The following is a 25,911-nucleotide window of genomic DNA, read 5'->3' as shown; positions in this document are numbered from 1 at the left end:
CCGAGCACGGCATCGTCATTGGTGCAGGAACCAGTATGGTTCCAGGCTGTTTAAAAAGTCGGCGCATACTATCAGATTAATGTCGCGGTTCAAGCACAATTGGGTGGCGAAATAACTGAGGATGGCCACTTGTTAGCATTGCACAACAGCTTTGATAACAATTGACCTCACTAATTCCTCTGTGACGCCTAAGTCGCCAATTCGGCCTTAAGGAGCCTCTGAATAACTCCGTAATGCCTCTGCGGGTCTTGAAGGCTGCAGATGTTAGGCGCAGCTCGCCGCGAATGGCCGTAGCCCTTGGCAAGAGCTGCAACGCAGCAGCTGTGGCCTTCAAGGCCCGCCCTTCGGGGCGTGCAGAGCGATTCACACTCCGCGTTGCGACTTCTTGAAAGGTCTAGACATTCCAGCGAAGCCGCGCCTTGATTGTGAACCGCTCTGCATGCCAGAGGTATCACGGAGTTATTCAGAGGCTCCTTAACAGTCATTATCCCCGACGAAGCCCTGCAACTTGCCACATCTGCCATTACACTAGCGCCTTTTGCTTGAGTGAGTGGGGGCCAGGTGCAGGAGTCAGTCCAACAGAGAGTCATTTTAAGGCTGGCAGTGCCCGTGCCCCTGAGGCGCTTGTTTGACTATTTGCCGCCGGAGGGACTTTCGCCGGAGTCATTGCGGCCCGGCCAGCGCCTCTGGGTGCCCTTTGCCGGGCGCAAGTTAGTGGCAGTACTGTTGGATATAGTGCAGGAGTCGCCGCACAGCAGTTTGAAGCCAGCGCTGGAACTGGTGGATTCGGAGGTTCTGTTTGGTGATGGCAGCCGCAAGCTGCTGTCCTGGATTGCCGACTATTACCAGGCGCCCCTCGGCGAGGTCTACGCCGCTGCCCTGCCCGTGGCGCTGCGCAAAGGTAAGCCGTCTGATCATTGGGCGGAGCAGTGGCTTCAGCTCACGACAGAGGGAAAGGGCTTACCGGAAACTGCACTGGCGCGCGCGCCCAAGCAGCAGGCTCTGTTCCAGTTGCTGTTGAGTGATGGCAAGCAGAGCCGAACCCACCTTAAGGCCCTCGGCCACAATACCCCCGTGATTCGCGCCCTGCAGGATCGCGGCCTGGTGGAGTGGATTCCAGGCCCTACCGTACCTGCGCCATTGCCCGCTGCAGAGAGCACAGCGGCCCCGGAGCTGAACAGCGAACAGCAACAGGTGCTCGACAGTATCGATTGCAGCAGCTTTTCTGCTTCATTACTGGAGGGCACCACCGGCAGTGGCAAGACCGAAGTTTATCTGCGCCTGATGCAGCGGGTTCTGGATAGCGGTCGCCAGGCATTGTTATTGGTGCCGGAGATTGGACTTACGCCGCAAACGCTGAGGCGTATTGCCGCTCGCTTCCCCAAGCACAGTATCGCAGCGCTGCACTCCGGGCTGGCCGATGGCGAGCGCGCTCAATCCTGGTTGGCGGCCGCAGGTGGGCAGGCAGATATTGTGATCGGCACCCGCTCAGCCATTATGACGCCCCTGCCCAGGCTCGGCGTTGTGATTGTCGATGAAGAGCACGATGCCTCTTTTAAACAGCAGGACGGTGTGCGCTATTCGGCCCGGGACTTGGCCGTGGTTTTGGGCCGCAACAATAATGTACCGGTGGTTTTGGGTTCGGCCACGCCCTCTCTGGAAACCTTGCACAACGCTTTGAATGGGCGCTATCAACACCTGCGTATGCGCTATCGCGCCGGTGATGCCAAGCCGCCGCAAATTCACGTAGTACCGACACTGCGGGAGCCTTTGGAAGAGGGGTTTTCTCCCCAGGTGTTGCGCCATATCGGCGATACCCTCGCTCGGGGTGAGCAGGCCCTGGTGTTTATCAATCGGCGCGGCTTTGCCCCCGCGCTGACTTGTGATGATTGCGGCTGGCTGGCGGACTGCCCGCACTGCTCGAGCAAGCTGACTATGCACCGGCGGCAACGCCAGTTGCGCTGCCATCACTGCGATTACCGCCGCCAGCTGGTTGATAGCTGTCCACAATGTCACAGCCGTTCGATCTCGGCCCTGGGTGCCGGCACGGAACGCAGCGAGGAACTGTTGGCCCGTCGCTTTGCCGACTACCCGGTGATACGTGTGGACCGGGATACCACGGCGAGCAAACAGGCGCTGGATAAATTGTTAGCACCGGCGCGGGAGGGCGAGCCCTGCCTGTTGTTAGGAACCCAGATGCTGGCCAAGGGGCACCATTTGCCCAAGGTCACTTTGGTAGTGATCCAGGATGCCGATGGCGGCTTGTTCAGTGCAGATTTCCGTGCGCCAGAGCGTACCGGCCAGTTATTGGAACAGGTGGCGGGTCGTGCGGGGCGCGGCAGTCTCAGTGGGCGGGTATTGGTTCAGAGCCGCTTCCCCGAGCACCCGCTTTTACAATTGCTGCTGGAAAAAGGCTATGGCGCTTTTGCGCGCCAGTTGCTGAGGGATCGCACGGTTGCACAGTTGCCTCCCGCGAGTGCTATGGCACTGGTGAGAGCGGAGTGTGAAGAGCCTGGTTGGGCTGAAGAGTTTCTACAAAATGCGCGACTCTTTATGCAGTCCCTGGCACCCCCATCGCCGCAGATCCAATATCTGGGGCCGGTGCCGGCACTACTGGAGCGCAAATCCGGGCGCTTCCGGTTTTATATTCAGGTCACCGCACAAAACCGAGCCCACTTACAGCCGCTGCTGGCGCGAGTGTGTGCCTGGGCGGAGGGCAATAAAAATCGCCGCCTGCGCTGGGCTGTGGATATGGATGCGCAGGAATTATCGTGAATATGCGCTGGGTTACGCGCCTGGCACTAAATTGGCGGTACAATTCACAAACCGCTAAAACCTTGCAGGGAAGAAATTTTCGATGAGCCGTCGCACCAGTAATCGCCGCAGTAAAAAAGCCGCAGGCAAACCCGCATGGGTTTGGTTTGTCCTGGGGAATTTTGTCGGTGGCTTTGCGGTGGCCGTACTGTTTCTTCAGGGCATGGACAAGGACAGCCGGGGAATAAGCAGCATTAAGCCAAAGGCGGTGCAGCAGCGAGAGGAAACATCGCCTCAACCGCGTTTTGATTTTTATACAAAATTAAAAGAAAACGAAGTCACGGTACCCCCGCCCAAAGTGGCACAACCGGCGCGCCGCAGTGACTCCACCAACAGTTCCCAGAACAGTAGCTCATCGGAACCCGATCGCAGCACCCCGGCACAGGTATATATCCTGCAGGCGGCATCGTTTCGCGATGCCTCTGAAGCGGAGCGCTTGCGCGTTGAGCTGACCCTGGCCAACCTGGATGTCAAAGTGGAATCGGCCACCGATAGCCGGGGTACCTGGCACCGGGTATTGGTGGGCCCTTACAGCAACCGCTCCCGGATGGCCAAAGCGCGCCAAACATTGGCTGAGCATCGCCTGATGCCGCTGGTGCTAAAACGCCCGGCGACCCAGTGACCATCAATTCCGTTTATTAAGGTGTGTTGCCCCACTCAGTAATTGTGACCTCTCTTATTGAAATCGGCGCGTACCGTCCTCACTTACCTAGTCTGAAGACAATTCCCCGGCGCGGGCACTTCGATGCCCGCTGCCAGAGTACACGCGCAATCCGAGAGGTCTCCATTGGAACAGTATCGCGGAACTACTATTTTATCCTGTCGCCGCAACGGCAAAGTTGTGATTGGCGGCGACGGCCAGGTGTCCATGGGCAACACCGTTATGAAAGGCAATGCGCGCAAGGTGCGTCGCCTGTACAAAGATAAGGTTATTGCCGGTTTTGCCGGTGGTACTGCAGACGCTTTCACCCTGTTCGAACGTTTTGAAGCCAAGCTTGAGGCCCACGGTGGCCAGCTGACCCGCGCCGCTGTGGAGTTGGCCAAAGATTGGCGTACCGACCGCGCCCTGCGCCGCTTGGAGGCCCTGCTGGCGGTTGCCGATTCCACTGCCAGTTTGATTGTGACCGGTAATGGCGACGTGATTCAGCCGGAAGACGACCTGATTGCTATCGGTTCCGGTGGCCCCTTCGCCCAGTCGGCAGCCCGCGCGCTGCTGGACAATACCGATATGGATGCCCGCTCTATTGTGGAGCAGGGACTGAAGATCGCCGGTGATATCTGTGTTTACACCAACCAGAACCACACCATCGAAGAACTGGCTTATTGATTACCGGGTACACCCTAGAGTGACCGGCTGGCGGGCTGTTTAAGCCCCCGCAAGAATTTTTGCAGGAATTTGTATGTCCCAGATGACACCCAGAGAAATTGTCCACGAACTCGACCGCCATATTGTCGGCCAGCAGGAGGCCAAGCGTGCGGTAGCCATTGCGCTGCGCAACCGCTGGCGCCGTATGCAGGTTAGTGAAGACCTGCGCGCCGAGATCACGCCGAAAAATATTTTGATGATTGGCCCTACCGGCGTGGGTAAGACGGAAATTGCCCGCCGCCTGGCTAAACTGGCGAACGCGCCCTTTATCAAGGTAGAGGCGACTAAATTTACCGAAGTGGGCTATGTCGGTCGGGATGTAGAGTCGATTGTCCGCGATCTTGTCGAGATGGCAGTGAAGCAGGAACGCGAGCAGGCCATGGCTGGTGTTGAGCAGCGCGCTATGGACGCAGCAGAAGAGCGCATCCTCGATGCCCTGCTGCCGCCGGCGCGCTCCACCGAGCCCACCGATAAGGATTCCAGCACTCGCCAGCTATTCCGCAAGAAGTTGCGCGAAGGTGATCTCGATGACAAAGAGGTTGAGGTGGATCTGGCCGCTGCGCCTATGGGCGTTGAGATTATGGCCCCTCCCGGTATGGAGGAAATGACTAACCAGCTTCAGGGCATGTTCTCCAATATGTCCCAGGGCAAGACCCGCAAGAGCAAGCTGCCGGTGAAACAGGCCCTCAAGCAGCTTACCGACGAGGAAGCGGCCAAGCTGGTCAATGACGAAGACGTTAAGACCCGTGCGATCCGCGCTGCTGAGCAGAATGGCATCGTATTTATCGATGAAATCGATAAAGTCGCCAAGCGCCAGGAGAGCGGCGGTGCCGATGTTTCCCGCGAAGGGGTACAGCGCGACCTGCTGCCACTGATTGAAGGCAGCACGGTTAACACCAAGTACGGCATGATTAAAACCGATCACATCCTGTTTATTGCCTCCGGCGCCTTCCACCTGTCCAAGCCCTCGGACCTGATTCCCGAGTTGCAGGGTCGCCTGCCCATTCGCGTGGAATTGAATTCGCTGAGCTCCGCAGATTTTGAGCGTATCCTCACCGAGCCGTCCGCTTCCCTTACCGAGCAGCAAAAAGCATTGCTGGCCACTGAGGGGCTGGAACTGCAATTTAGTGAAGACGGTATTCGCCGCATCGCGGAAGTGGCCTTCGAGGTGAATGAGCGCACCGAGAATATCGGTGCACGCCGTCTGCACACGGTATTGGAGCGCTTGCTGGAGGAAATTTCCTTTGATGCGGGCGATGGCAATACTTCGCTGAACATTGATGCCGCCTATGTGGACAGCCATCTGGGCGAGTTGAGCCAGAACGAAGACCTGTCGCGTTTTATTTTGTAAATATAATGAAACCGCAAAAAATCCGATTAAATCGCGCAGAGAAAAGCCTGCATCTGGTATTTGGCGATGCTGAATTTACCTTGCCGGCAGAGTACCTGCGCGTCTACTCCCCCAGCGCCGAAGTGCGTGGCCACGGTGCCAGCGAACCGGTGCTGGTCAGTGGCAAAATGCATGTGGGTATCGATACGGTGGAGGCGGCTGGCCGCTATGCGCTAAAAATCGATTTCGACGATGGCCACGACACCGGTATTTTTACCTGGGAGTATTTGCACGAACTAGCTGAAAACTATTCGTCCAACTGGGAGGCTTACCTACAGCGTCTGCGCGATGCTGGTCAGGGCCGCGACCCGGATGAGAGTGTGGTGAAGTTTATCGGCTAGTGGCAAATTGATCGGTAATGACAACCGCTCCCCAGGGGGCGGTTCCACCCTTCTCTCTCTCAATATCTCCCCACTCTTCTCAATAATTTATTACCGAAATAATTAATTTTTGGTACGTCTTTGCCAAATATTGTCAAGTTTACGTAATTCTTTGATATTCATTGATTTTCAGAGCAAAGATATTAACAACGTAACCGGCGCGTAATTCTTTTGTCACATTTTGGAACTCTAATGCTCGCCAAATTAACGAGTTTCGGAGGCCCCCATGGCAAAAACAATTGTCCGCGCACTGAGCGCCTTTTGTCTGATTCCTCTCGCTTCCGCTGTTTCAGCGGCAACCCTGCCCGACTACCAAACCAATAGTGCCTGGTACACGGAAAGTGCTGACCGATTGGAAGAGCGCGCTTCGCTTTCCCGAGAGGCAAAAACTGCGAAGAATGTAATTCTGTTCGTCGGCGATGGAATGGGCATTTCCACACTAACCGCCGCCCGTATTCTTGAAGGCCAGCTAGTCGGTGAGAGCGGCGAAGAAAATGCACTCTCTTTTGAAGAGTTTCCGCATACCGCACTGATCAAAACCTACAACACCAATCAGCAGACCCCGGATTCTGCCGGTACCATGACCGCTATGATGACCGGTGTAAAAACCCGCGCCGGTGTAATTAATATCGACGGCGATGCACTGCGAGCTGATTGCGCCAGCACTGAGGGTAAGGAGTTAAACACCTTCCTGGAAATGGTGGAGAGCCGTGGCAAGGCCACCGGCATTGTTTCCACTGCGCGCCTGACTCACGCCACGCCCGCAGCCACTTACTCGCGCAGCCCGGAGCGCAACTGGGAGTATTCCGCCGAGGGTGATTGTTCCGATATCGCCTCGCAGATGGTTGAGATGTCTGCCGGCGACGGTATCGATGTCATGCTCGGCGGTGGCCGCCGCAACTTTGTTACCACCGACAACGATGGCAAGCGAGAAGATGGCCGCGACCTGACCAGTGAATGGCTGGAGCGCTATGACGGCGAGCAGACTGCTGTGTACGTGGAGAGTGGGTCCGAGCTGGAAGGCGTCGACATTGCCTCCACCGATAAGTTATTGGGGCTCTTCACCAGCAGCCACATGAGTTACGATGCGGATCGCATCGCCAAGGACAGCGATGAGCCGAGCATTGCCGAGATGACTGATACCGCCATCGAGCTGTTGGAAAAAGACAGCGATGGCTACTTCCTGATGGTAGAGTCCGGGCGTATCGACCACGGCCACCATGCCGGTAATGCCTATAACGCCTTGCACGATGCCATCGCCTTTGCGGATGCGGTACAGGTTGCTTTGGATAAAGTGGATCTTGAGGACACCTTGATCCTCGTGACCGCCGACCACAGCCATGTGATGACTATCGCCGGCTATCCGACTCGCGGTAACCCGATACTCGGTAAAGTGGTTGAGAATGACAGCAGCGGTGCCGCAGAAGCGGAAGAAGGTCTCGCTGCGGACGGTAAACCTTACACCACCCTGAGCTATGCCAATGGCCTGGGTTATGCCGATTTAGGTGAAAATACCGACGCGGATGAGCGCTACGATATCGCCGCCGATACCGGACGCAAAGATCTCTCCGGCGTGGATACCGAGGCGCCGGGCTTCCACCAGGAAGCAATGGTGCACCTGGAGTCTGAGAGCCATGCGGGCGAGGATATCAGCTTGCACGCTATCGGCGCCGGCGCCGAGCGGGTACAAGGTAGCCTGGAGCAGAGTGCAGTCTTCCACGTGATGACTGCTGCGACCGACCTGTCGCTGACAGAAGAATAACTGGGGGTAATTCACCATGAGACATTTTAAGAAAACAGTACTGGCTTTCTCTGTCGCCCTACTGGCCACCGCCTGTAGCGACGACAACTCAAACTCTGACGACGTAGTGGAATTACCCGAAGAGGAGCATGTCGGTGTTTCCTCTGCGCAGAGCAACAGCAGCTGGTTCCAGGAAGCCCAGCAGGCGATCGAAGAAGCGAGCGCTGTAGAAATCAACAACACCCCCGGTGCCGCCAAGAACATTATCCTGTTCGTTGGCGATGGTATGGGTATCTCCACAGTGACCGCCGCCCGTATCCTGGCGGGTCAGCAGCAGGGCCTCGATGGTGAGGAATACCAGCTGAGCTTTGAGAAGATGCCATTTGCCGGTCTGGTTAAAACCTACAACACCAACCAGCAAACCCCGGACTCTGCCGGCACCATGACCGCGCTGGTAACCGGTGTTAAAACCAAGGCCGGTGTATTGAGTGTTGCCGAAAATGTTGCGCGCGGCGATTGTGCTGCCAGCCTCGAGTACCCGCTGACGACGGCAATTGAGCTGGCTGAAGACCTGGGCAAGAGCACCGGTATTATCAGCACCGCGCGTATCACCCACGCCACTCCGGCGGCTACTTATGCCAAGGTGCCTGAGCGCGGCTGGGAAGAAGCAGCCCCGGATGGCTGCACCGATATCGCCGCTCAACTGATTGAGCTTGAAGCCGGTGATGGTATCGATGTGGTGATGGGCGGTGGCCGTCGCAACTTCCTGCCCAGCGATATTACCGATATCGAAGGTGAAGCGGGGCGCCGTGAAGATGGGCGCAACCTGGTGGATGAATGGAAGGCCCGTTACGACGACGGTGTAAATAATATTGCTTACGTTGAAGACACCACTGCTTTTGAAGCCGTAGACGCTTCTGCAACTGACAAGTTGTTCGGCCTGTTTAATTCCTCACATATGGAATTCGAGGCTGTTCGCGAGGACGACAAAGCCGGTGAGCCCTCCCTGTCAGAGATGACCGCCAAAGGTCTCGAGATGCTGCAGAAAAATGAGGGCGGCTACTTCCTGATGGTGGAATCCGGTCGTATCGACCACGGTCACCACGCCGGCAACGCCTATCGCGCCCTGACCGATGCGGTGGAATTTGCAGAAGCGATTCAGTACGCCATGGATAATACCAGTGCAGAAGACACCCTGATTGTTGTTACTGCGGACCACAGCCACGTGATGACTATCGCCGGCTACCCCACTCGCGGTAACCCCATTCTCGGAAAAGTGATTGGCAATGACGGCCATGGCGAAGCGGAAACCTCTCATGCCCTGGCGGAAGATGGCCTGCCCTACACGACTCTGAGCTATGCCAATGGCCCGGGCTACAGTGCCGGTGATAGCGGAGCGCGTCCGAGCCTGGTGAGCACAGACACTGCCGCCCTGGATTACCAGCAGGATGCCCTGATTCCCATGAGCAGTGAATCCCACGCCGGTGAGGATGTGGGTGTTTGGGCGCGCGGACCGGGTGCGCACCTGGTGAGCGGCACCAACGAACAAAACTTCCTGTTTCACGTAATGGCACGCGCTGGCGGATTATTGGAACAGTAATTCCATCAGCTGTCGGTGTGGATGGCATGTTCATCCACACCGACACTTTCCCCGGTTAGATCTTGAATTGAGGCTTGGAGAAAAGCGCCCCACAGAGTGCTTCGGTCTTTTTCATTAGTAGGCTTTGTCGGTGCCGGATAATTTTTAGCACCGTGCCAAACTCACTTTGCAGCTTGTCTCCCTGAGTGATTACCAGCCGTGCCAGCAAATGGAGATCACGCCAGTTACCCAGAACTTCTCCCAACTCCTTTAGTGACTTACAGCGCTCGCCCACAGTGAGCGGATAACGCTTCCTCAATAAGCGGCTCTGGTACCAGTGATCCTTGGCTCTTTTACGCAATAGATGCAGGCGGTTTGCATTTTTGTGCCTGCGCACTTTACGCCATGCGCTTGCGGCTTTTCGGTAGCCGCGCAGGTAACCGGCTTCCGCATCATGCCAGCCGAGCTGTTCAAGCGGCCACGATGGAATTCTTATTTGACCTTTATCGAGGAGTTTCAATGCCGCTTGAACCGCTGAGTGGTTTTGCTCTGCCTGGATCAGTTCGTCGAGGAGATGGTGTAACCGGTGAAAGTGATGTGGCGGTGCCAATCCCAGTAAAGCGATGCGCAGTGCTGTGAGGTCGCGGGTGTGGGCGAGAGTGTTTGCCAATTTTCTGTAGTGGGTATTTTCGCGCTGAAAAGTGCTACCGATTTGTGGGCGGACCAGGCGCAGTAGCGCGCGAATTTTCTTGCAGCGTTTGCGCAGTTCGTGGACGGCAGTTTCCCCTCCGTTGCGGAGCAAGTATCCGTTTGCCGCCGTTACTTCTGCCTGGGCGATAGATTTGATTTGCTCGGGAAAAGGAGAGTCACATTGGAATTGGTAGCTCATAGAACAGTCCCGGGTGATCCCATTAAATTTTAGTGGTTTCCGCTCTGCTTGATTTCAAGCGGTGCCCCACTGGCTCCGGCAATGTACAATGGCCTTTTAAAGTTTTCGCTCAGCAGGCATAGCATGAAGGATCGCAAGACCACCCACTTCGGCTACCAGGAAGTGCCGGTGGAAGAAAAGGCCGGTCGTGTGGCAGAAGTGTTCCACTCTGTAGCAGCCCGTTACGATGTAATGAACGACTTGATGTCTGGAGGTGTTCACCGCCTCTGGAAGCGCTTCACCATCGAATTGTCCGGGGCCCGACGGGGCCAAAGTATTCTCGATATCGCCGGGGGTACCGGTGACCTCACCGCGCGCTTCTCCCGTATTGTGGGTGCCAGCGGCCAGGTAGTATTGGCGGACATCAACGAATCGATGTTGCGAGTGGGTCGCGATCGCCTGCTCGACCGGGGAATCGCCGGCAACGTGGTGCCGGTGCAGGCGGATGCCCAGTACCTGCCCTTCCCGGACAATACCTTTGATTGCATCACGATCGCTTTCGGCCTGCGCAATGTCACCGATAAGGACCTGGCACTGCGCTCCATGTTGCGCGTGTTGAAACCCGGTGGCCGATTGTTAGTGCTGGAGTTTTCCAAGCCCCAGTCGAAGCTGTTGGAGAAAGTCTACGATCAGTACTCTTTCCGCCTGTTGCCATTTATGGGCAAACTGGTTGCCAATGATGCGGACAGCTATCGCTACCTGGCGGAGAGTATCCGCATGCATCCAGATCAGGAAACCCTCAAGGGGATGATGGCGGATGCCGGTTTTGTCGATTGTGAATTCCACAATATGACCGGCGGAATTGTCGCTTTGCACCGGGGCATCAAGCCCTGAAAAACTGCATAAGCCTATTTTTTCTCTGAGCGCAGGCACGAGGCCGTAAACCGCCATGAGCGACCCCACTTTTCGCGCGGGCTTTGATGCCGCGCTGGAAACCACAATTAATGCTGCCCTCCAGTATGACCCGGCGACACGCGAGCGCCTTTCCGCACTGGATGGAAAGACCATGGCGCTGGATTTAACCGCCCCGCAGCTACAGTTTTGCCTGTGTATCGAGGGTGACCAGGTGCGGGTGCGCCAGCACTGGGAGGGGGAAGTTACCACCCAATTGGGCGGCTCAGCGCTGTCTTTTGTACGCCTGATCAAAGACCCGGATGCAACTCCTGCCGGACTGGGGGTGTCTGTGAGCGGCTCAAGTGCCCTGCTGGCAGAACTGCAATGGATCTTGAGTGACCTGGATATCGATTGGGAAGCGCCGTTGGCGCAAGTGGTTGGCGATATTCCCGCCCACTCAATTGGCAATGTCCTGCGCGATGCTGCCCGCTGGTTGGGAGGTAACCTGAATCGGGCGCCTGAAGTGGCGGCAGAGGCTATCAGTGAGGAGTGGCAGCTGACCCCGCCCCAGGCCCAGTTCGAAGCATTTGTCGAAGACCTGGCTGAGACCTCCCTGGCTACAGAGCGGCTCGAAGCGCGCGTGCGCTTGCTGGAAGAACAGTTTTCCCGCAGGGAGGCCGAGTAGTTTTGCCCGTTCGTCGCAGTCTCACAATTGCGCGGGTTTTTCTGCGCTATCGTCTCGATCAATTATTGCCAGCCGAGGAGCGCCCACTGTGGTTGCGGGGATTACTGCTTCCGGTGAAGTTGCTGCCGCAGTCCAAGATGCCACGGGGCGAAAGGCTGCGCCGAGCCTTGGAAGAGCTGGGCCCCATTTTCGTTAAATTTGGCCAACTTCTCTCCACTCGTCCCGACCTGCTACCGCCAGATATTGTCGAGCAATTAGATTATTTACAGGACAAGGTGCCGCCCTTCCCCAGTGACCAGTGCACGGCTCTGATCGAAGAAGCCCTTGGTGCCAAGGTGGATGAGGTCTTCGCCAAATTTGATCAGCAGCCACTGGCAGCGGCTTCAGTTGCACAGGTGCATGCGGCTGAATTAAAGAGCGGCGAATCGGTAGTCGTCAAAGTACTGCGCCCGGGCATTGATGAGGTAATCCAGGAAGACTTGAAGCTCCTGGGGGTGATCGCTCGTGGAATTGAACGCTTTGTGCCCGAAGGGCGCCGCATGCGCCCGGTGGAGGTGGTTGAGGACTATCGGCACACGATTGAAGGTGAATTGGACCTAACTCGTGAAGCGGCCAACGGCACCCAGCTCCGCCGCAACTTTACCAACTCCCCGCTGTTGTATATCCCCGAAGTGCACTGGGATTACACCCGTGAAAATGTCCTGGTGTTGGAGCGTATCGACGGTATCCCCGTCACCGACCTGGCCCAGCTTCGCGCCCAGGACACCAATATGCAGCTGCTGGCTGAGCGCGGTGTTGAGATCTTCTTTAAGCAGGTATTCGAGTACAACTTCTTCCATGCGGATATGCACCCGGGCAACATTTTCGTTTCCAGGGAGCACCCGCAACGCCCGCAATATATTGCGATTGATACCGCAATCGTCGGTAGCCTGACACGGGAAGACCAGTACTATTTGGCGCGCAATCTCCTGGCGATGTTCCGCCGCGATTACCGTATGGTGGCGGAGCTGCACGTGCAAAGTGGTTGGGTTCGCTCCGATACGCCGATCAATGCCTTTGAGTCCGCTATTCGCTCGGTCTGTGAGCCCATTTTTGAAAAACCCCTGGGAGAGATTTCCTTCGCTCGGGTGTTGATCAGTCTGTTCCAGACCGCGCGCCGATTCGATATGGCGGTACAGCCACAGCTGGTACTGTTACAAAAGACCCTGTTGAATATCGAAGGTTTGGGTCGACAGCTTTATCCGCAGCTGGATCTGTGGAAGACTGCTCATCCATTTTTAGAGCGCTGGATGCGCGATCGAATCCACCCCAAAACAATTGTGGGTGAGATAAAGCGCTACGGTCCGGAGTGGCTTGAGAAATTCCCGCAGATGCCACAGCTGGTGTACTCAGCTCTGGAGCAGTCGCGGGAACTGGCGCCCAAGTTAGAGGTAATTGGCGAGCAGTTGGCGGGCTCGCAACGCCGAGGCTTGCGCCAATATATTCGGCGGGTCGCCGGAGTTGTGTTGGGCGTTGGCGCCATCGCTGTCAGTAAGCCGGAATGGCTGGCTCAGTTGCCGCCGACCGGTTGGGTACTGGGCGTTGCTGCACTAGTGCTACTGCTGTGGCCCTAGGGCGCTTCGGCCTACACTGGAACTTCTAAGGATTGTTAGACATTGACTCAAATTCAAGCAAAGGCCGGTTTTCTCGATAAAGTCAGCTGGAACAGTGATGGCCTGGTTCCTGCGATTGCGCAGGATTTCAAAACCGGGCGGGTGTTGATGATGGCCTGGATGAACCGCGAATCGCTGGCGCTCACTGCCAGTGAGGGTTACGCAGTCTATTGGTCCCGATCCCGCAAGGGCCTGTGGCGCAAAGGAGAAACCTCCGGCTTCCTACAGAAGGTGCGTGAATTGCGTCTGGATTGTGACGGGGACACCGTATTAATGTTGGTCGAGCAGGAAGGTGGAATCGCCTGTCATACCGGACGCAGTAGTTGTTTCTATCACCTCCTTCAAGATGAAGAGTGGCAGGTGAATCAGCCGGTGATTCAGGACCCGAAGTCCATTTATAAGTGAAACAATTATGAAAGATGTGCTGCAACAGCTCGATGCGGTATTGGAAAGCCGTAAAAATAGCAGTGATGCTTCTGAATCCTATGTGGCCAGTCTACATAGCAAAGGCCTGAACAAGATTTTGGAAAAAGTCGGTGAAGAAGCCACTGAAGCTATTCTTGCAGCAAAAGACGCACAGAGTAGTGGCGATAATCGAGACCTGGTTGCCGAGACAGCGGACCTATGGTTTCACTCGCTGGTCATGCTATCTCACTTGGGCGCTGATTCTCAGGACGTGGTTCGAGAGCTTGGGCGCCGATTTGGTCTTTCTGGCCTGGAAGAGAAAGCTGCGCGAACTAAGTAAAATTTGAATCACTTGTGGCACCACCCCTGATGGCGGGAGTGCCCGGTAAGAAACTCAAGCCATCCTATTGAATGTAATGGAGACAATTATGGGATTCGGTGGAATTAGTATCTGGCAGTTGTTGATTGTCCTGGTCATAGTCTTGCTACTGTTCGGAACCAAGCGTTTGAAAAACCTCGGAGGCGATCTGGGTGGCGCAATTAAGGGTTTCCGCAAAGCAGTTAAGGATGAAGACAAATCCAAGGATGCTGATGAAGACAAAGATGTCGAGCGTCTCAAGCACGATGAGGAAGAGAAGCCAGGCCAAGACAGTACTGTCAAAAATAAAGATAAACAGTCTCAGGACAAATAATCGGCAACGACTAAGGCGAGTGTCACTCTGTGTTTGATATCGGCTTTTTAGAACTATTGGTAGTTGCTGCCGTGGCCCTGTTGGTGGTTGGCCCTGAGCGACTGCCCGATGCGGTGCGTACCACTTCCCGCTGGTGGTCCGGTTTGAAGCGGACCTTACATAGTGCTCGCGAAGAATTGGAGCGAGAGGTTGGAGCCGATGATATACGGCGTGAACTTCACAACGAGCGCATTATGCGTGAGATTGAGGAGAGTCGTCGTGAGATGGAGCAAACCTTTAGCGAAGCCAATAAGGAAGTTCACGACGCGCTTAATCAGCCTGAAAAACCACAAGTTGCAGGGACACCAGTAGAAAAACAGGCAGCTGGAGTAAATCATCCTGAGGCACCAAAGCCTGAAAAGGCGATAGAAGAACCTGCTCATCCTCGTGCAGAGCAGGAGGATTATTTGCCAGAACAGGATGAAACTGCCGAGGAGTTACAGGATCCGGAATACCCGGAGCATTGGCATGATTTTGGGGACCCGGATTTAAACCCGGACCACCCTGAAAACATCGATGAAGAAGAAAAACAAGGCGAGAAGAAAACATCGCAACAGGAAAAAGATAGCCAGTCATGAGCGATCAGTCCCAAGATAAACATCAGCCTTTTATCGACCACCTGATCGAACTGCGTGATCGCCTACTGCGAATCCTCTTAGTCGTATTGGTCTTATTTGTCTGCTTGATGCCGTTTGCGTCTGAAATTTATAATTTTATTGCCCACCCACTACAGGAGCGTTTGGCGGGTGATGTTGGAATGATCGCTACAGAGGTGACTTCCACGTTCCTTACTCCGTTCAAAACGACCTTTATAGTTTCTTTTTTTATTGCAATCCCTTTTGTGCTTTACCAAGTTTGGTCATTTATTGCCCCGGGACTGTATAAAAATGAAAAACGTATTGCTATTCCATTATTAATTAGTAGCGTCGCACTTTTTTATATCGGCATTGCATTTGCGTATTTTGTGGTCTTTCCCCTTCTTTTTGATTTCTTTGTTGGAACTGCTCCAGAAGATATTAAGGTAATGCCAGATATGCGCAGTTATCTGGATCTGGTGCTGAAGCTTTTTTTTGCTTTTGGTTTTGCTTTTGAAATTCCTATTGCGACAGTCCTACTGATCTGGAGTGGGGTAGTGGATGCCAAGACCCTGGCAAGTAAGCGCCCTTATGTGATTGTGGGATGCTTTTTAATTGGGATGCTACTGACACCGCCGGATATAATTTCCCAATCCTTATTGGCCTTCCCCATGTGGCTATTGTTTGAGATTGGCATTTTATTTGGGCGTTGGATGAAGTCTTCACCCAAAGATAAGCCTGCTACCTGAGATATAAAAAAGTCACCACTGGGTTTTCAGCGGTTAGCTTCACAGGCAGCGCTTGAGGTATTGCAGTTGCGCTCTCGATAGGGTTACTCACCTGAGAGCGCTAGCTATACGGGTACAACGCCGCACTCTCTTCTCAGTAGCATCAACTCCATCTCTTCCATGACAAGAAGCTTGATGACACGGTTATTTCCCAGCTGCAGGGAGGTTGACCACCCTACCGGCTGTAGAAAGCCCGCTATTAGATACCAGGTCGAGAGATAAACGCTAAACTAGCTTGTGCTTGGTTGCTTACAACAACGATGGAAGCCTAGTTATTTATTGGAACCGGTTGCTTGTGCTGCGATGCGTTCCTGCTCGGCAACAGCTTTTTCAACATTGTTGCGAACCAAGCGAACGAAAAACGCTGCCATCAGGAATATAAAGGCAATAACGGCCAAGCTGAGAAGGCCAGAAAAGCTGGTAAACAGGTCAATTAAAGCATCCATTTTTCTCTCCAAATAGGCTAATGCTTCACCTATGCAGTCTAGGGAGCTGTAATGGAAATCTCTTGACCTAAATCAAGCTGGATCGACTTATTGTAAGAACGACGGGTTGGTCAACGCAGGGTCAGGGCTGCTAGCAGGCAGAGTAAGGACGCGCCACATAAAGAATAAAGATCACTATTTTCTCGCCTGTCAGGCAGAAGCAGCAAAAGCGCCAAAGGTGGCATAAATAGTGCTATCAGCCCCGACAAGGGGTCGCGACTAAAACCAATAAATAGCAGTCGCAACCAGGCAACAGCACCTAAAACCAGGGCAAATACTGTTAAGACGGCTGCCACTGGTGACATGGAATAACCTTTTGCACATGGAATCGTTTGACTGGTGGGTTTCTCTAAGAAAAATACTAATAGGAAAAAGAGTGTATATCAGTATTTCTGATCTTAGGTTTTTAGCGCGCCCCAGAGTTTGGCTGCTCGTATTAGTATTGTTAGGGCTCTACGGGTGCGAGACTGCGGGCTATTACTTCCAGGCTGCAAGCGGTCAATTGCGGATACTCTCTGCCCGGCAGCCGATTGAAGAGCTGGTTCAAGACGGCAATGCCAGTGATCAACTCCAGAAGCAATTACAGCTCGTTCAGGAAATCCGTGCCTATGCAGCACAGGAGTTAAAACTACCAGTGGGGCAAGCCTATAGCTCCTATGTGCAGCTCGATGATGAGTACCCGATATGGAATGTCTTGGCCGCACCAGAGTTTTCCCTGAGCCCCAAACGATGGTGTTACCCCATAGCCGGTTGCGCTAGCTATAGGGGCTACTTCCGCAAATCAGCGGCTATTGCCAAAGCAAACAGCCTGCGGAACCAGGGTTACGATGTCTACCTGGGAGCCGTTCCGGCCTACAGCACCCTGGGTTGGTTTAATGACCCTGTGTTATCAAGCTTTGTGAATTGGACACCGGAGAGACTAGCCGGACTCTTATTTCATGAGTTGGCCCACAGAAGAGTTTATGTGCCGGGTGATACCCGCTTTAATGAGAGCTTTGCTACAGCAGTGTCCGAAATTGCCCTACCTGATTGGCTTCGTAGCCAAGGTCTCTCGAGTTCTGCTGAGGAGACTAAGGCTCAGGCACTGGCGGTACGACAGTTAATGACAGCGATGCGTAAAGAGCTTCAACCAGTTTACCAATCCAACTTGCCAGACGAGGAAAAGCGCCAAGAAAAGGAGGAAGTTCTGAGTCGATTGAGGCGTTGCTATTGGCGTATGGCAGCAGAGTGGTCTTACCCAGCGCGCTACCAGGCCTATATAGAGAAAACCAATAATGCTACTTTGGCTTTGGCTGCAGAATATGAATCTTTAGTTCCAGCTTTTCGTCAGCTTTATATTGATAGTAATGGTTGGGAGGATTTTTATAATGCAGCTGAAAGATTGGGTGAGCTTGACAAGGAAGATAGAGAGCAGGGGCTGTTAAGGCTGGCTACTGAATATAGGCAGAAAAATAACAAACCTAAGAAAGCAATTGTTTTTGATGTCGAAGCTTGTATAAACAACAACGAGTTTTAAAGAAATTGATTTTCTACACTTTATCAAAATCTATAGTTTCAGGTCGTTTTTAATAAATTTTTCGCTGCTTGAAAAATAGTTGTCCTTGGGGTTGCTTACCAAGTGGGGCTTTATAGGTGTGGCGAATCTGAAATTTTGTAATTTATTAATATATTTGCCTTTTGAGGTCTGGCTCTTCTATTTTGGTTAGGCTGGTTGGTTTTTCTATGGGTTTTTAATATGCTAGCGCATCTGTGTAAATCTGATTTACATTTTTCTTTTAGACTCCCCCTTAATTAATCTTCCTCAGTCAATAAATTAGTATGATGTACCCTAAGTTACTCCATAAATTGTTTCCTTTGGTTGTTTTCCTATGCATCTCTGCTTGTAGTGGCGGGTCATCTAGTAATAAAAAAGACACTATAGATGATGATCCTGAAATTACTATGAACTTAACTATCCAAGGTTATGTTGAGGTTGGTGACTATACCGGGGTGGAAGTCGTATTCCAAATTGAAGATGAAGTTTTTAATGCTGACTTGGATATGTATGGGAATTACACAGTAGAATTGGAGGTCTCTGAGTTAGGGGCTGATTCCTTTGTTCAGGCTGAGGCTATTTTTCCTGCTGGTAGCGGCGTGAAGCTCGTCAGTGCACTGGGCTCATTTGAAGGCTTGCTAGAAAAATCTGGGGATGACGCTATTTTAGTTCGTTCTGAATTATTAAGCGTAAATATTACCAGTGTTACTACGGCACTCTCTGCTCTGTTAGAGGTTGAGAATAATGGTACGTTAATATCTGAATCTCAGTATGAGGCAGCATATCAACAGCTAAATCCCTATACAGTATTTGATGTAGCTGCATATATTAATTTATTGGTCAATAATCCACAGGAAGATAGATTTGCCGTACCTGATGAGTTTGATGACGTATATGAGTTCGCCACAAACTTTAGCCTGATGGCTTTATATATTTCGCAAATTAAAGAAAACTTTTTGGAAGAATTTGAATCGACGAAAACTTCTATTTCCAAGAATCAAAATCTTGTTAGCGCTTCACCATCAATTCTATCCAGTATTGAAGATACTTATTATCTTTTGGGGGATAATTTAAAATTAACACTTCGAGCTGATGGAACAGGAGAAATGATTGGTGCCATGGATAGTGCCATGATTACTTGGGCACAATCCGATGATGGACTTGTTCTTGAAGGGGCAGATCTAGTTACAAGTTATTATTATCATGAGTATGATTTAGCCTTTGTAGAAACTCATATCAGAGTTACCAAATTAAATTGGGTTTCAAATGCGGCTTCTGTCGATTCAGTTATTCTTAATTCTGTTCAATATGAGCACTACCCTGGTGGAGAATATCAAGGTAGTTACTTCATAGAGAAAACTTTAATGAGTTTAGCATTGAGGCCTTCCGCAGAATTAGCTGTATCCAATGTTATTGAGTTGGGGAAAACATATAGTTTGCCTATTGCATCAACAGTTAGTGATATTGTCGACTCCGATAAAGAATTATCGCCAGTTAATGCGGTAATGGTATTGGATATGTCTTTTCATGGTGACTACGAGAATGGCGGAAGGGTTGACATTATTGTTCCTGAACTCTACATCGATGGAACTTCATTTGAAACTGAATTGTCAGGAATTTGGTTTGTAAATGATCATAATCAACTTACGGTTGAAGTCACAAATAAGAAAATCCTTACCTATACTTTTTTCGATTATAACTCCGATGATTATAATCGAGTCTTTGTTGTGGATGAGTCCTATGAAATAAAACTAACAAAGTTCAGTTCTTTATTTGGCCGGGAGCTAGAGGGTTGGGAAGGACAAGAGGTGCCCGGAATGTATTATATTCCTAATCTTAGCAGGCCTTTCTTCACCGTATTAGAGCACTACTGGGTTGAATTAAATACCGATGGATCAGTGAATACAGTACGAGGGCTGGATTTAAATCTTGATGGGCAATTTGACGAAAGCGAGATTAATCTAACACCAGGCCTCTGGAGGCTAGAGGAAAATGGTGAGCTAACCATTAGGCATTACTCTCAAGGATCAGAGAGCTGTATCCCGGGCTTATGGGACCCTGTTACTATTTCAGAGTGTCAACTCGCTAGAGAGTATAAGTGGGATCTCTATCGAGTTGATGGTGAAAATAGGTTTTATATGAAAAAAACGTTAAAGCACTTTTCTGATATATCAAGTATAAATGGGCAGTTGTCAGTAGAAAATGCTTATATTTATAATTCAAAGATGGAAAAAATATCCGAAAGACCATTCGAAGTTCCGGGAATATAAAGCCCTTTAAATAAAAGTGTATGTAAAAAGTCAGGCGGTAGCTGTTAGCGTTACCGCCTCTGGGGCTGGTTTAATTGCATTTAAGTTTGGAGGAATTAGATTTCCCCATCTACTATATAATTAGTTTAGTGAGAAAGCAGTTTCGCCACATCCAACATCCGATTGGCAAATCCCCATTCATTATCAAACCAAATCAAAATCTTGGCTAAGCGATTCCCCGCTACACGAGTTTGGCCTGCATCAATAATCCCCGAACGCGGGTCGTGATTAAAATCACAGGATGCGAGGGGTTCTTGGGTGAAGCCAAGTACACCATTAAACTCAGACTCAGAAGCTGATTTTAATAAAGCATTAATATCTTCCCGACTTACTTCTCTTTGTAGTGAGACTGATAAATCGATAGCAGAAACATTGACTGTGGGAACGCGCAGGGCCTGGGCTTCAAATTTACCTGCCAGATTGGGTAGTATTCTCTCAATACCGCGTGCCAAAGCCGTATCAACTGGGATAACAGAGGTTATCGCTGAACGCGTTTTTCTCAAATCAGTATGGTGATAGGCATCACTTACCGGTTGATCGTTCATCGCAGAGTGAATAGTGGTAATGACCCCGGCCTCAATGCCGAAGGCTTTATCCAGGGCGGCGATAACTGGAACACTGCAATTAGTCGTGCAGGAGGCTGCCGAAATTACCCGTTCCTTGTCCGTCAAAATATGGTCGTTCACCCCGTAAACAATCGTGGCATCGACATCCCGGCTGGCGGGTTGGGAAAACAATACTTTCTTGGCTCCTGCGGCAAGGTGCAACTCCGCGCCTTGTCGCTGCTTAAAGCTGCCGGTGCATTCCAGTACGATATCTACTTGATCCCGTCGCCAATCCAGATCTTCTAAGCGCTCGCAATGAGTTACGGCAATAGAATCTCCGTTAACCACGAGGACATCTTTATGCACGGAAACTTCGCCTGAGAAGCGGCCGTGGACAGAATCGTATTTTGTCAGGTGTGCAATGGTGTCGCAGTCAGCCAGTTCATTGATGGCGACTATTTGTAAGTTATCGCGGGCGCCAGACTCATAGAGTGCGCGTAAAACGGAGCGGCCGATACGGCCGTAGCCATTGATGGCAATTCTAGTGGTCATAGCACAACTTTAGGCAGGAGAAAAAATGTCAGCTCAGCGCCCCCGTGCGGCGCTGAGCCAGTGCCGCACGGGGTTGATACCTAAATGATATTCAGTGGAAAGAACAGTATTACTTCAGCAGTTTTTCTACCGCTTCAGCCACATTGTCCACAGTGAAACCAAAGTAGCGCATCAAGTCGCCGGCAGGGGCAGATTCGCCAAAGGTTTCCATACCGATAATAGCGCCATCGAAACCGACAAACTTATACCAGTAGTCTTTGTGGCTCGCTTCTACCGCTACTCGTGCACGTACAGAAGAAGGCAGTACGGACTCACGATAAGCCTCTTCCTGCTCCATAAACAACTCGGCACAGGGCATGGAAACAACGCGAACTTTCTTGCCAACCAGTTTTTCCTGGGCCGCCATCGCCAGCTCTACCTCGGAGCCAGTGGCAATAATAATGGCTTCAGGAGCACCTTCGCAGTCGGACAGTACGTATCCACCGCGCTCAATCTGAGCCAGCTGTGCGCTGTCGCGATCTTGAGGAGCCAGGCCCTGGCGGCTAAAGACCATGGTGCTGGGGCCCTCTTTGCGCGCGATAGCCATCTTCCAGCTCACTGCAGATTCAGTGGCGTCACAGGGGCGCCAAGTGTGCAGGTTCGGAGTGGCGCGCAAGGCGCTGAGCTGTTCTACCGGCTGGTGAGTCGGGCCGTCTTCGCCGAGGCCAATAGAGTCGTGGGTGTAGACAAAGACCACACGCTGCTTCATCAGTGCAGCCATGCGCACAGCGTTGCGGGCGTATTCCATAAACATCAGGAAGGTAGCGCCGTAGGGCACGAAGCCACCGTGCAGAGCGATACCATTCATAATGGCGCTCATACCGAATTCGCGCACACCGTAATAGATGTAGTTGCCGGAGGCATCCTCGGCGCTAACACCTTTGGAGCCTGACCAGATAGTGAGGTTGGAGCCAGCCAGGTCGGCGGAGCCGCCGAGGAATTCGGGCAGCAGCGGGCCGTAAGCGTTCAGAGCGTTTTGGCTGGCTTTACGGGAGGCGATCTTCTCTGCATTTTCCTGGCAGGCTTTGATGTACTCATCTGCTTTGCTGAGGAAATCTGCGGGCAATTCACCGCTCATGCGGCGCTCAAATTCGGCTGCCAGCTCCGGGAATTCTTCGCGGTAATCGGCGAGGATATCTTTCCACTCGTCTTCCTGGGCTTCACCTTTGGCTTTGGCATCCCAGCCAGCGTAGATATCTTCGGGGATTTCAAATGGGCCGTGGGCCCAACCGAGGGTTTCGCGAACCAGGGCAATCTCTTCGTCACCCAGCGGTGCACCGTGACACTCTTCGCGCCCCTGTTTGTTCGGGGAGCCGAAGCCGATTACGGTTTTGCAGCAAATAATGGTGGGCTTATCAGTAACAGAGCGAGCTTCTTCAATAGCGGCTTTGATAGCGGCGGAATCGTGGCCATCCACATTGGGAATTACGTGCCAGCCGTAGGATTCAAAGCGCTTGGGCGTGTCGTCGGTGAACCAGCCTTCCACTTCACCATCGATGGAGATGCCGTTGTCGTCATAGAAGGCGACCAGCTTACCCAGGCCCAGAGTGCCGGCCAGGGAGCAGGCTTCGTGGGAGATACCTTCCATCAGGCAGCCATCGCCCAGGAATACATAGGTGTGATGGTCTACCAGCTCATAGCCGGGGCGATTGAACTGGGCAGCCATTATCTTTTCTGCCATTGCCATACCAACAGCGTTGGTGATGCCCTGGCCCAGTGGGCCGGTGGTGGTTTCTACACCAGGGGCATAACCGTATTCGGGGTGGCCCGGAGTTTTGGAATGCAGTTGGCGGAAGTTCTGCAGCTCTTCAATCGGCAGGTCATAGCCGGACAGGTGCAGCAGGGAATAAAGCAGCATGGAGCCGTGACCGTTGGACAGTACAAAGCGGTCGCGATCGGCCCAGCTGGGGTTGGCCGGGTTGTGCTTTAAGTAGTCATTCCACAGCACCTCGGCGATATCCGCCATACCCATGGGCGCACCGGGGTGGCCGCTTTTGGCTTTCTGGACCGCGTCCATGGACAGGGCGCGAATGGCGTTGGCCTTTTCAGCGCGAGAGGGAGTAGAAGACATAAGAAGAGCTCTCTGGTTTCTTAGCTAGGGTGCGGCGCTGCTCTGCCGGCAGATTCCCGCAACAACAAAATGGTGGCGTATTTTCCCGTAAAGGGCGGCCCCGCGCAAAGCTTTGGTGGGGGATTTGTTGTTGAGTGCAGCAACAAACTTCCAATTCTATGCATTAGGCGGCGCCATTAACATCTATATCAAAAATATTTAATAAAGCTATATCAAAACATTTTGATATAGATGTGCTCCCCTGCTAGACTTCGCCCCATGTCTGAAAATGAGCCAGCACCCGAACTGAGCCCAGCCGAGGCAATTCCTCAGCTGGCCTTGACCCTGAAAGCCGCCGGAGATCCCCTGCGGCTCGAAATATTGCGCCTGCTCAGCCAGGATTCTTACAGTGTTTTAGAGCTGTGCCGAATCTTCGATTTGCGCCAACCTGCCTTGAGTCATCACTTGAAAGTGCTCGCCCAGGCAGGTCTGGTAAACAAGCACCGCGAAGGTAATAACCTTTTCTACCGGCGCACAGCAGCTACTCCACTGCTGGCACAGCTTTTTAACAACCTGGATCATTTGCCTCTGGCCGATGTGCGTGTGCAAGCGGTATCCCGGATTTCTGAGGAGAGAGCGGAAGCATCGCGACGTTTCTTTGCCGATTACGGCAACCGCTTTCGCGAGCAGCAGGAATTGATCGCCAGCTATGACGTATACGGACCACAAGTGGCTCAGCTGCTCAAACCTGGTCGTCATGCCTTGGAAGTTGGGCCTGGAGAAGGTGAATTTCTACAGGAGTTGGCTCAGCGTTTCGCGACAGTGACAGCACTGGATCTGTCTTCTGCAATGTTGGAGCGGGCCCAATCTTTTGCCGATGAACAGGGTATTAAAAATATCGAGTTTGTCTGTAGCGATACTCGCGCTGCTGCGGCACGGCCGGCCAGTGCCGACACCATCGTGGTGAACATGGTGCTGCACCACACTCCTGACCCGGCACAAATTTTTCACGATTTGCACGGCGCCCTAAAAAAGGGCGGGCAGCTTTTAATTGCAGAATTGCAAGAACACAGCCAGGACTGGGCCAGAGAGGCCTGCGGAGATTTATGGCTGGGCTTTGCTCCAGAGCAGTTGAGTGACTGGGCCGCGACTGCCGGCCTGCAAGATGGGCGTAGTATTTATAGCGCCCTGCGCAATGGCTTTCAGATCCAGATAAGAGAGTTTATTAAGCCCTGACGAGGGTTTGTCAGGCACAGCCTGAAGTTAAAAGATATTCAACCGCTGCGGCGGGACAATGGAGACCTCAAAATGAGTGAATACAGACTGTTTACCTCAGAATCCGTATCTGAGGGACACCCGGATAAAATTGCCGACCAGATTTCCGATGCTGTATTGGATGCTCTACTGGCCCGTGACAAGCAGGCGCGGGTTGCCTGTGAAACCCTGGTGAAAACCGGTATTGCTGTTATTGCCGGCGAGATTTCCACCTCTGCCTGGGTGGACTTGGAAGAGCTGGTGCGTAAAGTGATTACCGATATTGGCTACACCTCTTCTGACGTGGGTTATGACGGCGAGACCTGTGGTGTTATCAATGTAATCGGTAAACAATCTGTGGATATCGCACAGGGTGTAGACCGCGCTAAGCCGGAAGACCAGGGTGCTGGGGACCAGGGGTTAATGTTTGGTTATGCGACCAATGAAACTCCCACCTTTATGCCTGCGCCGATCTACTATTCCCACCGTCTGGTTGAGCGCCAGGCTGAAGTGCGTAAATCCGGTCTGCTCCCTTGGTTGCGTCCTGATGCAAAAAGCCAGCTGACCTTCCGTTACGACGAACAGGGCCGCCCCTGCGCGATCGATGCGGTTGTTCTTTCAACCCAGCACAACCCGGATGTCAGCCAAAAAGATCTGCGCGATGCAGTGATGGAGCTGATTGTTCACAACACCTTGCCGCTGGAATGGCTGCATAAAGACACCAAGTTCCATATCAACCCGACGGGCAACTTTGTTATTGGCGGGCCAGTTGGGGACTGCGGTCTCACCGGGCGCAAGATTATCGTCGATACTTACGGTGGCTCCGCTCGCCATGGCGGCGGTGCGTTTTCCGGTAAGGACCCCTCTAAGGTTGACCGCTCTGCCGCTTACGCAGGTCGCTATGTGGCTAAGAACATTGTCGCTGCAGGCTTGGCCAAGCGCTGTGAGATTCAGGTTTCCTACGCCATCGGTGTCGCCGAGCCGACTTCCGTAGCAATTAATACTTTTGGAACCGGTTTGGTACCAGAGGATAAGCTGGTAGAGCTGGTGCGTGAAAACTTTGACCTGCGTCCTTACGCCATCTCCAAATCCCTCGACCTGTTGCACCCGATGTATCAGTTGACCGCAGCTTATGGTCACTTTGGTCGCGATCCGTTTACCCACACTTACAACTGGATCGACAGCAATGGCCAGGAACGCAGTGAGAGCTTTACTGCTTTCCCATGGGAAAAAACCGACAAGGCGGATGCGCTTCGCTCCCAAGCCGGCCTCTAA

24 protein-coding genes are annotated in these 25,911 nt (G+C 52.7%); 19 read left to right on the top strand and 5 right to left on the bottom strand.

Annotated elements, in window-relative coordinates; all coding sequences use genetic code 11:
* Window positions 1-561: 561 nt before the first annotated feature.
* From ACJJIM_RS19700 to ACJJIM_RS19670, 7 genes are all read left to right on the top strand, one after another.
* Window positions 562-2,775 (top strand): primosomal protein N', encoded by a 2,214-nt coding sequence (locus ACJJIM_RS19700; protein WP_444911800.1) that lies wholly within the window; start codon window positions 562-564, stop codon window positions 2,773-2,775.
* Window positions 2,776-2,857: 82 nt separating this feature from the next.
* Window positions 2,858-3,436, top strand: a complete 579-nt coding sequence (locus ACJJIM_RS19695) for an SPOR domain-containing protein (protein WP_413663797.1) — start codon at window positions 2,858-2,860, stop codon at window positions 3,434-3,436.
* 165 nt (window positions 3,437-3,601) lie between these two features.
* Window positions 3,602-4,141 (top strand): ATP-dependent protease subunit HslV, encoded by a 540-nt coding sequence (hslV, locus tag ACJJIM_RS19690; protein ID WP_108734993.1) that lies wholly within the window; start codon window positions 3,602-3,604, stop codon window positions 4,139-4,141.
* 73 nt (window positions 4,142-4,214) lie between these two features.
* Window positions 4,215-5,531: an ATP-dependent protease ATPase subunit HslU gene (gene hslU / locus ACJJIM_RS19685; protein ID WP_282930670.1), complete on the top strand. Its 1,317-nt coding sequence runs from the start codon at window positions 4,215-4,217 to the stop codon at window positions 5,529-5,531.
* 5 nt (window positions 5,532-5,536) lie between these two features.
* Window positions 5,537-5,911 carry a gamma-butyrobetaine hydroxylase-like domain-containing protein gene (locus ACJJIM_RS19680; protein ID WP_413663796.1) on the top strand — a complete coding sequence of 125 codons (375 nt, stop codon included), beginning with the start codon at window positions 5,537-5,539 and terminating at the stop codon, window positions 5,909-5,911.
* Between the two features lie 265 nt (window positions 5,912-6,176).
* A complete protein-coding gene (locus ACJJIM_RS19675; RefSeq protein ID WP_413663795.1) occupies window positions 6,177-7,712 on the top strand; it encodes an alkaline phosphatase in 1,536 nt (511 codons plus the stop codon).
* 16 nt (window positions 7,713-7,728) lie between these two features.
* The gene (locus ACJJIM_RS19670; protein WP_444911799.1) at window positions 7,729-9,291 is read left to right on the top strand and encodes an alkaline phosphatase; all 1,563 of its coding nucleotides are present in this window, start codon (window positions 7,729-7,731) and stop codon (window positions 9,289-9,291) included.
* A gap of 55 nt (window positions 9,292-9,346) precedes the next feature.
* On the opposite strand, the gene ACJJIM_RS19665 is transcribed toward ACJJIM_RS19670, so the two are convergent.
* Window positions 9,347-10,159, bottom strand: coding sequence for a CHAD domain-containing protein (locus tag ACJJIM_RS19665; protein ID WP_444911798.1), 813 nt, complete (start codon window positions 10,157-10,159; stop codon window positions 9,347-9,349).
* 123 nt (window positions 10,160-10,282) lie between these two features.
* Between ACJJIM_RS19665 and ubiE the strand changes: the two genes are divergently transcribed.
* The 8 genes from ubiE (at window position 10,283) to tatC (ending at window position 15,829) form a co-directional block, all read left to right on the top strand.
* On the top strand, window positions 10,283-11,032 hold the full coding sequence (gene ubiE, locus ACJJIM_RS19660) for a bifunctional demethylmenaquinone methyltransferase/2-methoxy-6-polyprenyl-1,4-benzoquinol methylase UbiE (protein ID WP_108734987.1): 750 nt from the start codon (window positions 10,283-10,285) through the stop codon (window positions 11,030-11,032).
* A gap of 55 nt (window positions 11,033-11,087) precedes the next feature.
* Window positions 11,088-11,717, top strand: coding sequence for a ubiquinone biosynthesis accessory factor UbiJ (locus ACJJIM_RS19655; protein ID WP_444911797.1), 630 nt, complete (start codon window positions 11,088-11,090; stop codon window positions 11,715-11,717).
* 2 nt (window positions 11,718-11,719) lie between these two features.
* Window positions 11,720-13,330 (top strand): ubiquinone biosynthesis regulatory protein kinase UbiB, encoded by a 1,611-nt coding sequence (gene ubiB / locus ACJJIM_RS19650; RefSeq protein ID WP_444911796.1) that lies wholly within the window; start codon window positions 11,720-11,722, stop codon window positions 13,328-13,330.
* 51 nt (window positions 13,331-13,381) lie between these two features.
* Window positions 13,382-13,774: a phosphoribosyl-AMP cyclohydrolase gene (gene hisI, locus ACJJIM_RS19645; protein ID WP_282934621.1), complete on the top strand. Its 393-nt coding sequence runs from the start codon at window positions 13,382-13,384 to the stop codon at window positions 13,772-13,774.
* Window positions 13,775-13,781: 7 nt separating this feature from the next.
* Window positions 13,782-14,114 carry a phosphoribosyl-ATP diphosphatase gene (locus tag ACJJIM_RS19640; RefSeq protein ID WP_282930677.1) on the top strand — a complete coding sequence of 111 codons (333 nt, stop codon included), beginning with the start codon at window positions 13,782-13,784 and terminating at the stop codon, window positions 14,112-14,114.
* Between the two features lie 88 nt (window positions 14,115-14,202).
* Window positions 14,203-14,466 carry a Sec-independent protein translocase subunit TatA gene (gene tatA / locus ACJJIM_RS19635; RefSeq protein WP_444892350.1) on the top strand — a complete coding sequence of 88 codons (264 nt, stop codon included), beginning with the start codon at window positions 14,203-14,205 and terminating at the stop codon, window positions 14,464-14,466.
* Between the two features lie 29 nt (window positions 14,467-14,495).
* Complete coding sequence (tatB, locus tag ACJJIM_RS19630) at window positions 14,496-15,083, top strand: Sec-independent protein translocase protein TatB (RefSeq protein WP_444911795.1); 588 nt, start codon at window positions 14,496-14,498, stop codon at window positions 15,081-15,083.
* Complete coding sequence (gene tatC / locus ACJJIM_RS19625) at window positions 15,080-15,829, top strand: twin-arginine translocase subunit TatC (RefSeq protein ID WP_413663789.1); 750 nt, start codon at window positions 15,080-15,082, stop codon at window positions 15,827-15,829. Before tatB ends, tatC begins: the two co-directional genes overlap by 4 nt.
* Before the next feature lie 311 nt (window positions 15,830-16,140).
* Here tatC and ACJJIM_RS19620 read toward each other — a convergent pair whose 3' ends face one another.
* Both ACJJIM_RS19620 and ACJJIM_RS19615 read right to left on the bottom strand, forming a co-directional pair.
* Complete coding sequence (locus ACJJIM_RS19620) at window positions 16,141-16,314, bottom strand: DUF3149 domain-containing protein (protein WP_282930681.1); 174 nt, start codon at window positions 16,312-16,314, stop codon at window positions 16,141-16,143.
* A 110-nt stretch (window positions 16,315-16,424) separates the two neighbouring features.
* Window positions 16,425-16,658: a hypothetical protein gene (locus tag ACJJIM_RS19615; RefSeq protein WP_413663788.1), complete on the bottom strand. Its 234-nt coding sequence runs from the start codon at window positions 16,656-16,658 to the stop codon at window positions 16,425-16,427.
* A 71-nt stretch (window positions 16,659-16,729) separates the two neighbouring features.
* Here ACJJIM_RS19615 and ACJJIM_RS19610 point away from each other — a divergent pair, with 71 nt between their 5' ends.
* Both ACJJIM_RS19610 and ACJJIM_RS19605 read left to right on the top strand, forming a co-directional pair.
* Complete coding sequence (locus ACJJIM_RS19610; protein WP_444911794.1) at window positions 16,730-17,869, top strand: aminopeptidase; 1,140 nt, start codon at window positions 16,730-16,732, stop codon at window positions 17,867-17,869.
* Window positions 17,870-18,171: 302 nt separating this feature from the next.
* Complete coding sequence (locus ACJJIM_RS19605; RefSeq protein ID WP_444911793.1) at window positions 18,172-20,157, top strand: hypothetical protein; 1,986 nt, start codon at window positions 18,172-18,174, stop codon at window positions 20,155-20,157.
* Between the two features lie 125 nt (window positions 20,158-20,282).
* Here the strand turns inward: ACJJIM_RS19605 and gap are convergent, their stop codons facing one another.
* Both gap and tkt read right to left on the bottom strand, forming a co-directional pair.
* On the bottom strand, window positions 20,283-21,293 hold the full coding sequence (gene gap, locus ACJJIM_RS19600; protein ID WP_444911792.1) for a type I glyceraldehyde-3-phosphate dehydrogenase: 1,011 nt from the start codon (window positions 21,291-21,293) through the stop codon (window positions 20,283-20,285).
* A gap of 109 nt (window positions 21,294-21,402) precedes the next feature.
* Window positions 21,403-23,403, bottom strand: coding sequence for a transketolase (tkt, locus tag ACJJIM_RS19595; protein ID WP_444911791.1), 2,001 nt, complete (start codon window positions 23,401-23,403; stop codon window positions 21,403-21,405).
* Window positions 23,404-23,661: 258 nt separating this feature from the next.
* Here tkt and ACJJIM_RS19590 point away from each other — a divergent pair, with 258 nt between their 5' ends.
* Together ACJJIM_RS19590 and metK are read left to right on the top strand one after the other, a co-directional pair.
* Window positions 23,662-24,618: a metalloregulator ArsR/SmtB family transcription factor gene (locus tag ACJJIM_RS19590; RefSeq protein WP_444911790.1), complete on the top strand. Its 957-nt coding sequence runs from the start codon at window positions 23,662-23,664 to the stop codon at window positions 24,616-24,618.
* Window positions 24,619-24,690: 72 nt separating this feature from the next.
* Window positions 24,691-25,911 carry a methionine adenosyltransferase gene (gene metK / locus ACJJIM_RS19585; RefSeq protein WP_282930687.1) on the top strand — a complete coding sequence of 407 codons (1,221 nt, stop codon included), beginning with the start codon at window positions 24,691-24,693 and terminating at the stop codon, window positions 25,909-25,911.

It is taken from the genome of Microbulbifer maximicatervae (SeqCode), from assembly GCF_052467615.1.
Note: the sequence above shows the minus strand (reverse complement) of the source record. Positions and strands in the feature narration are given on the sequence as shown.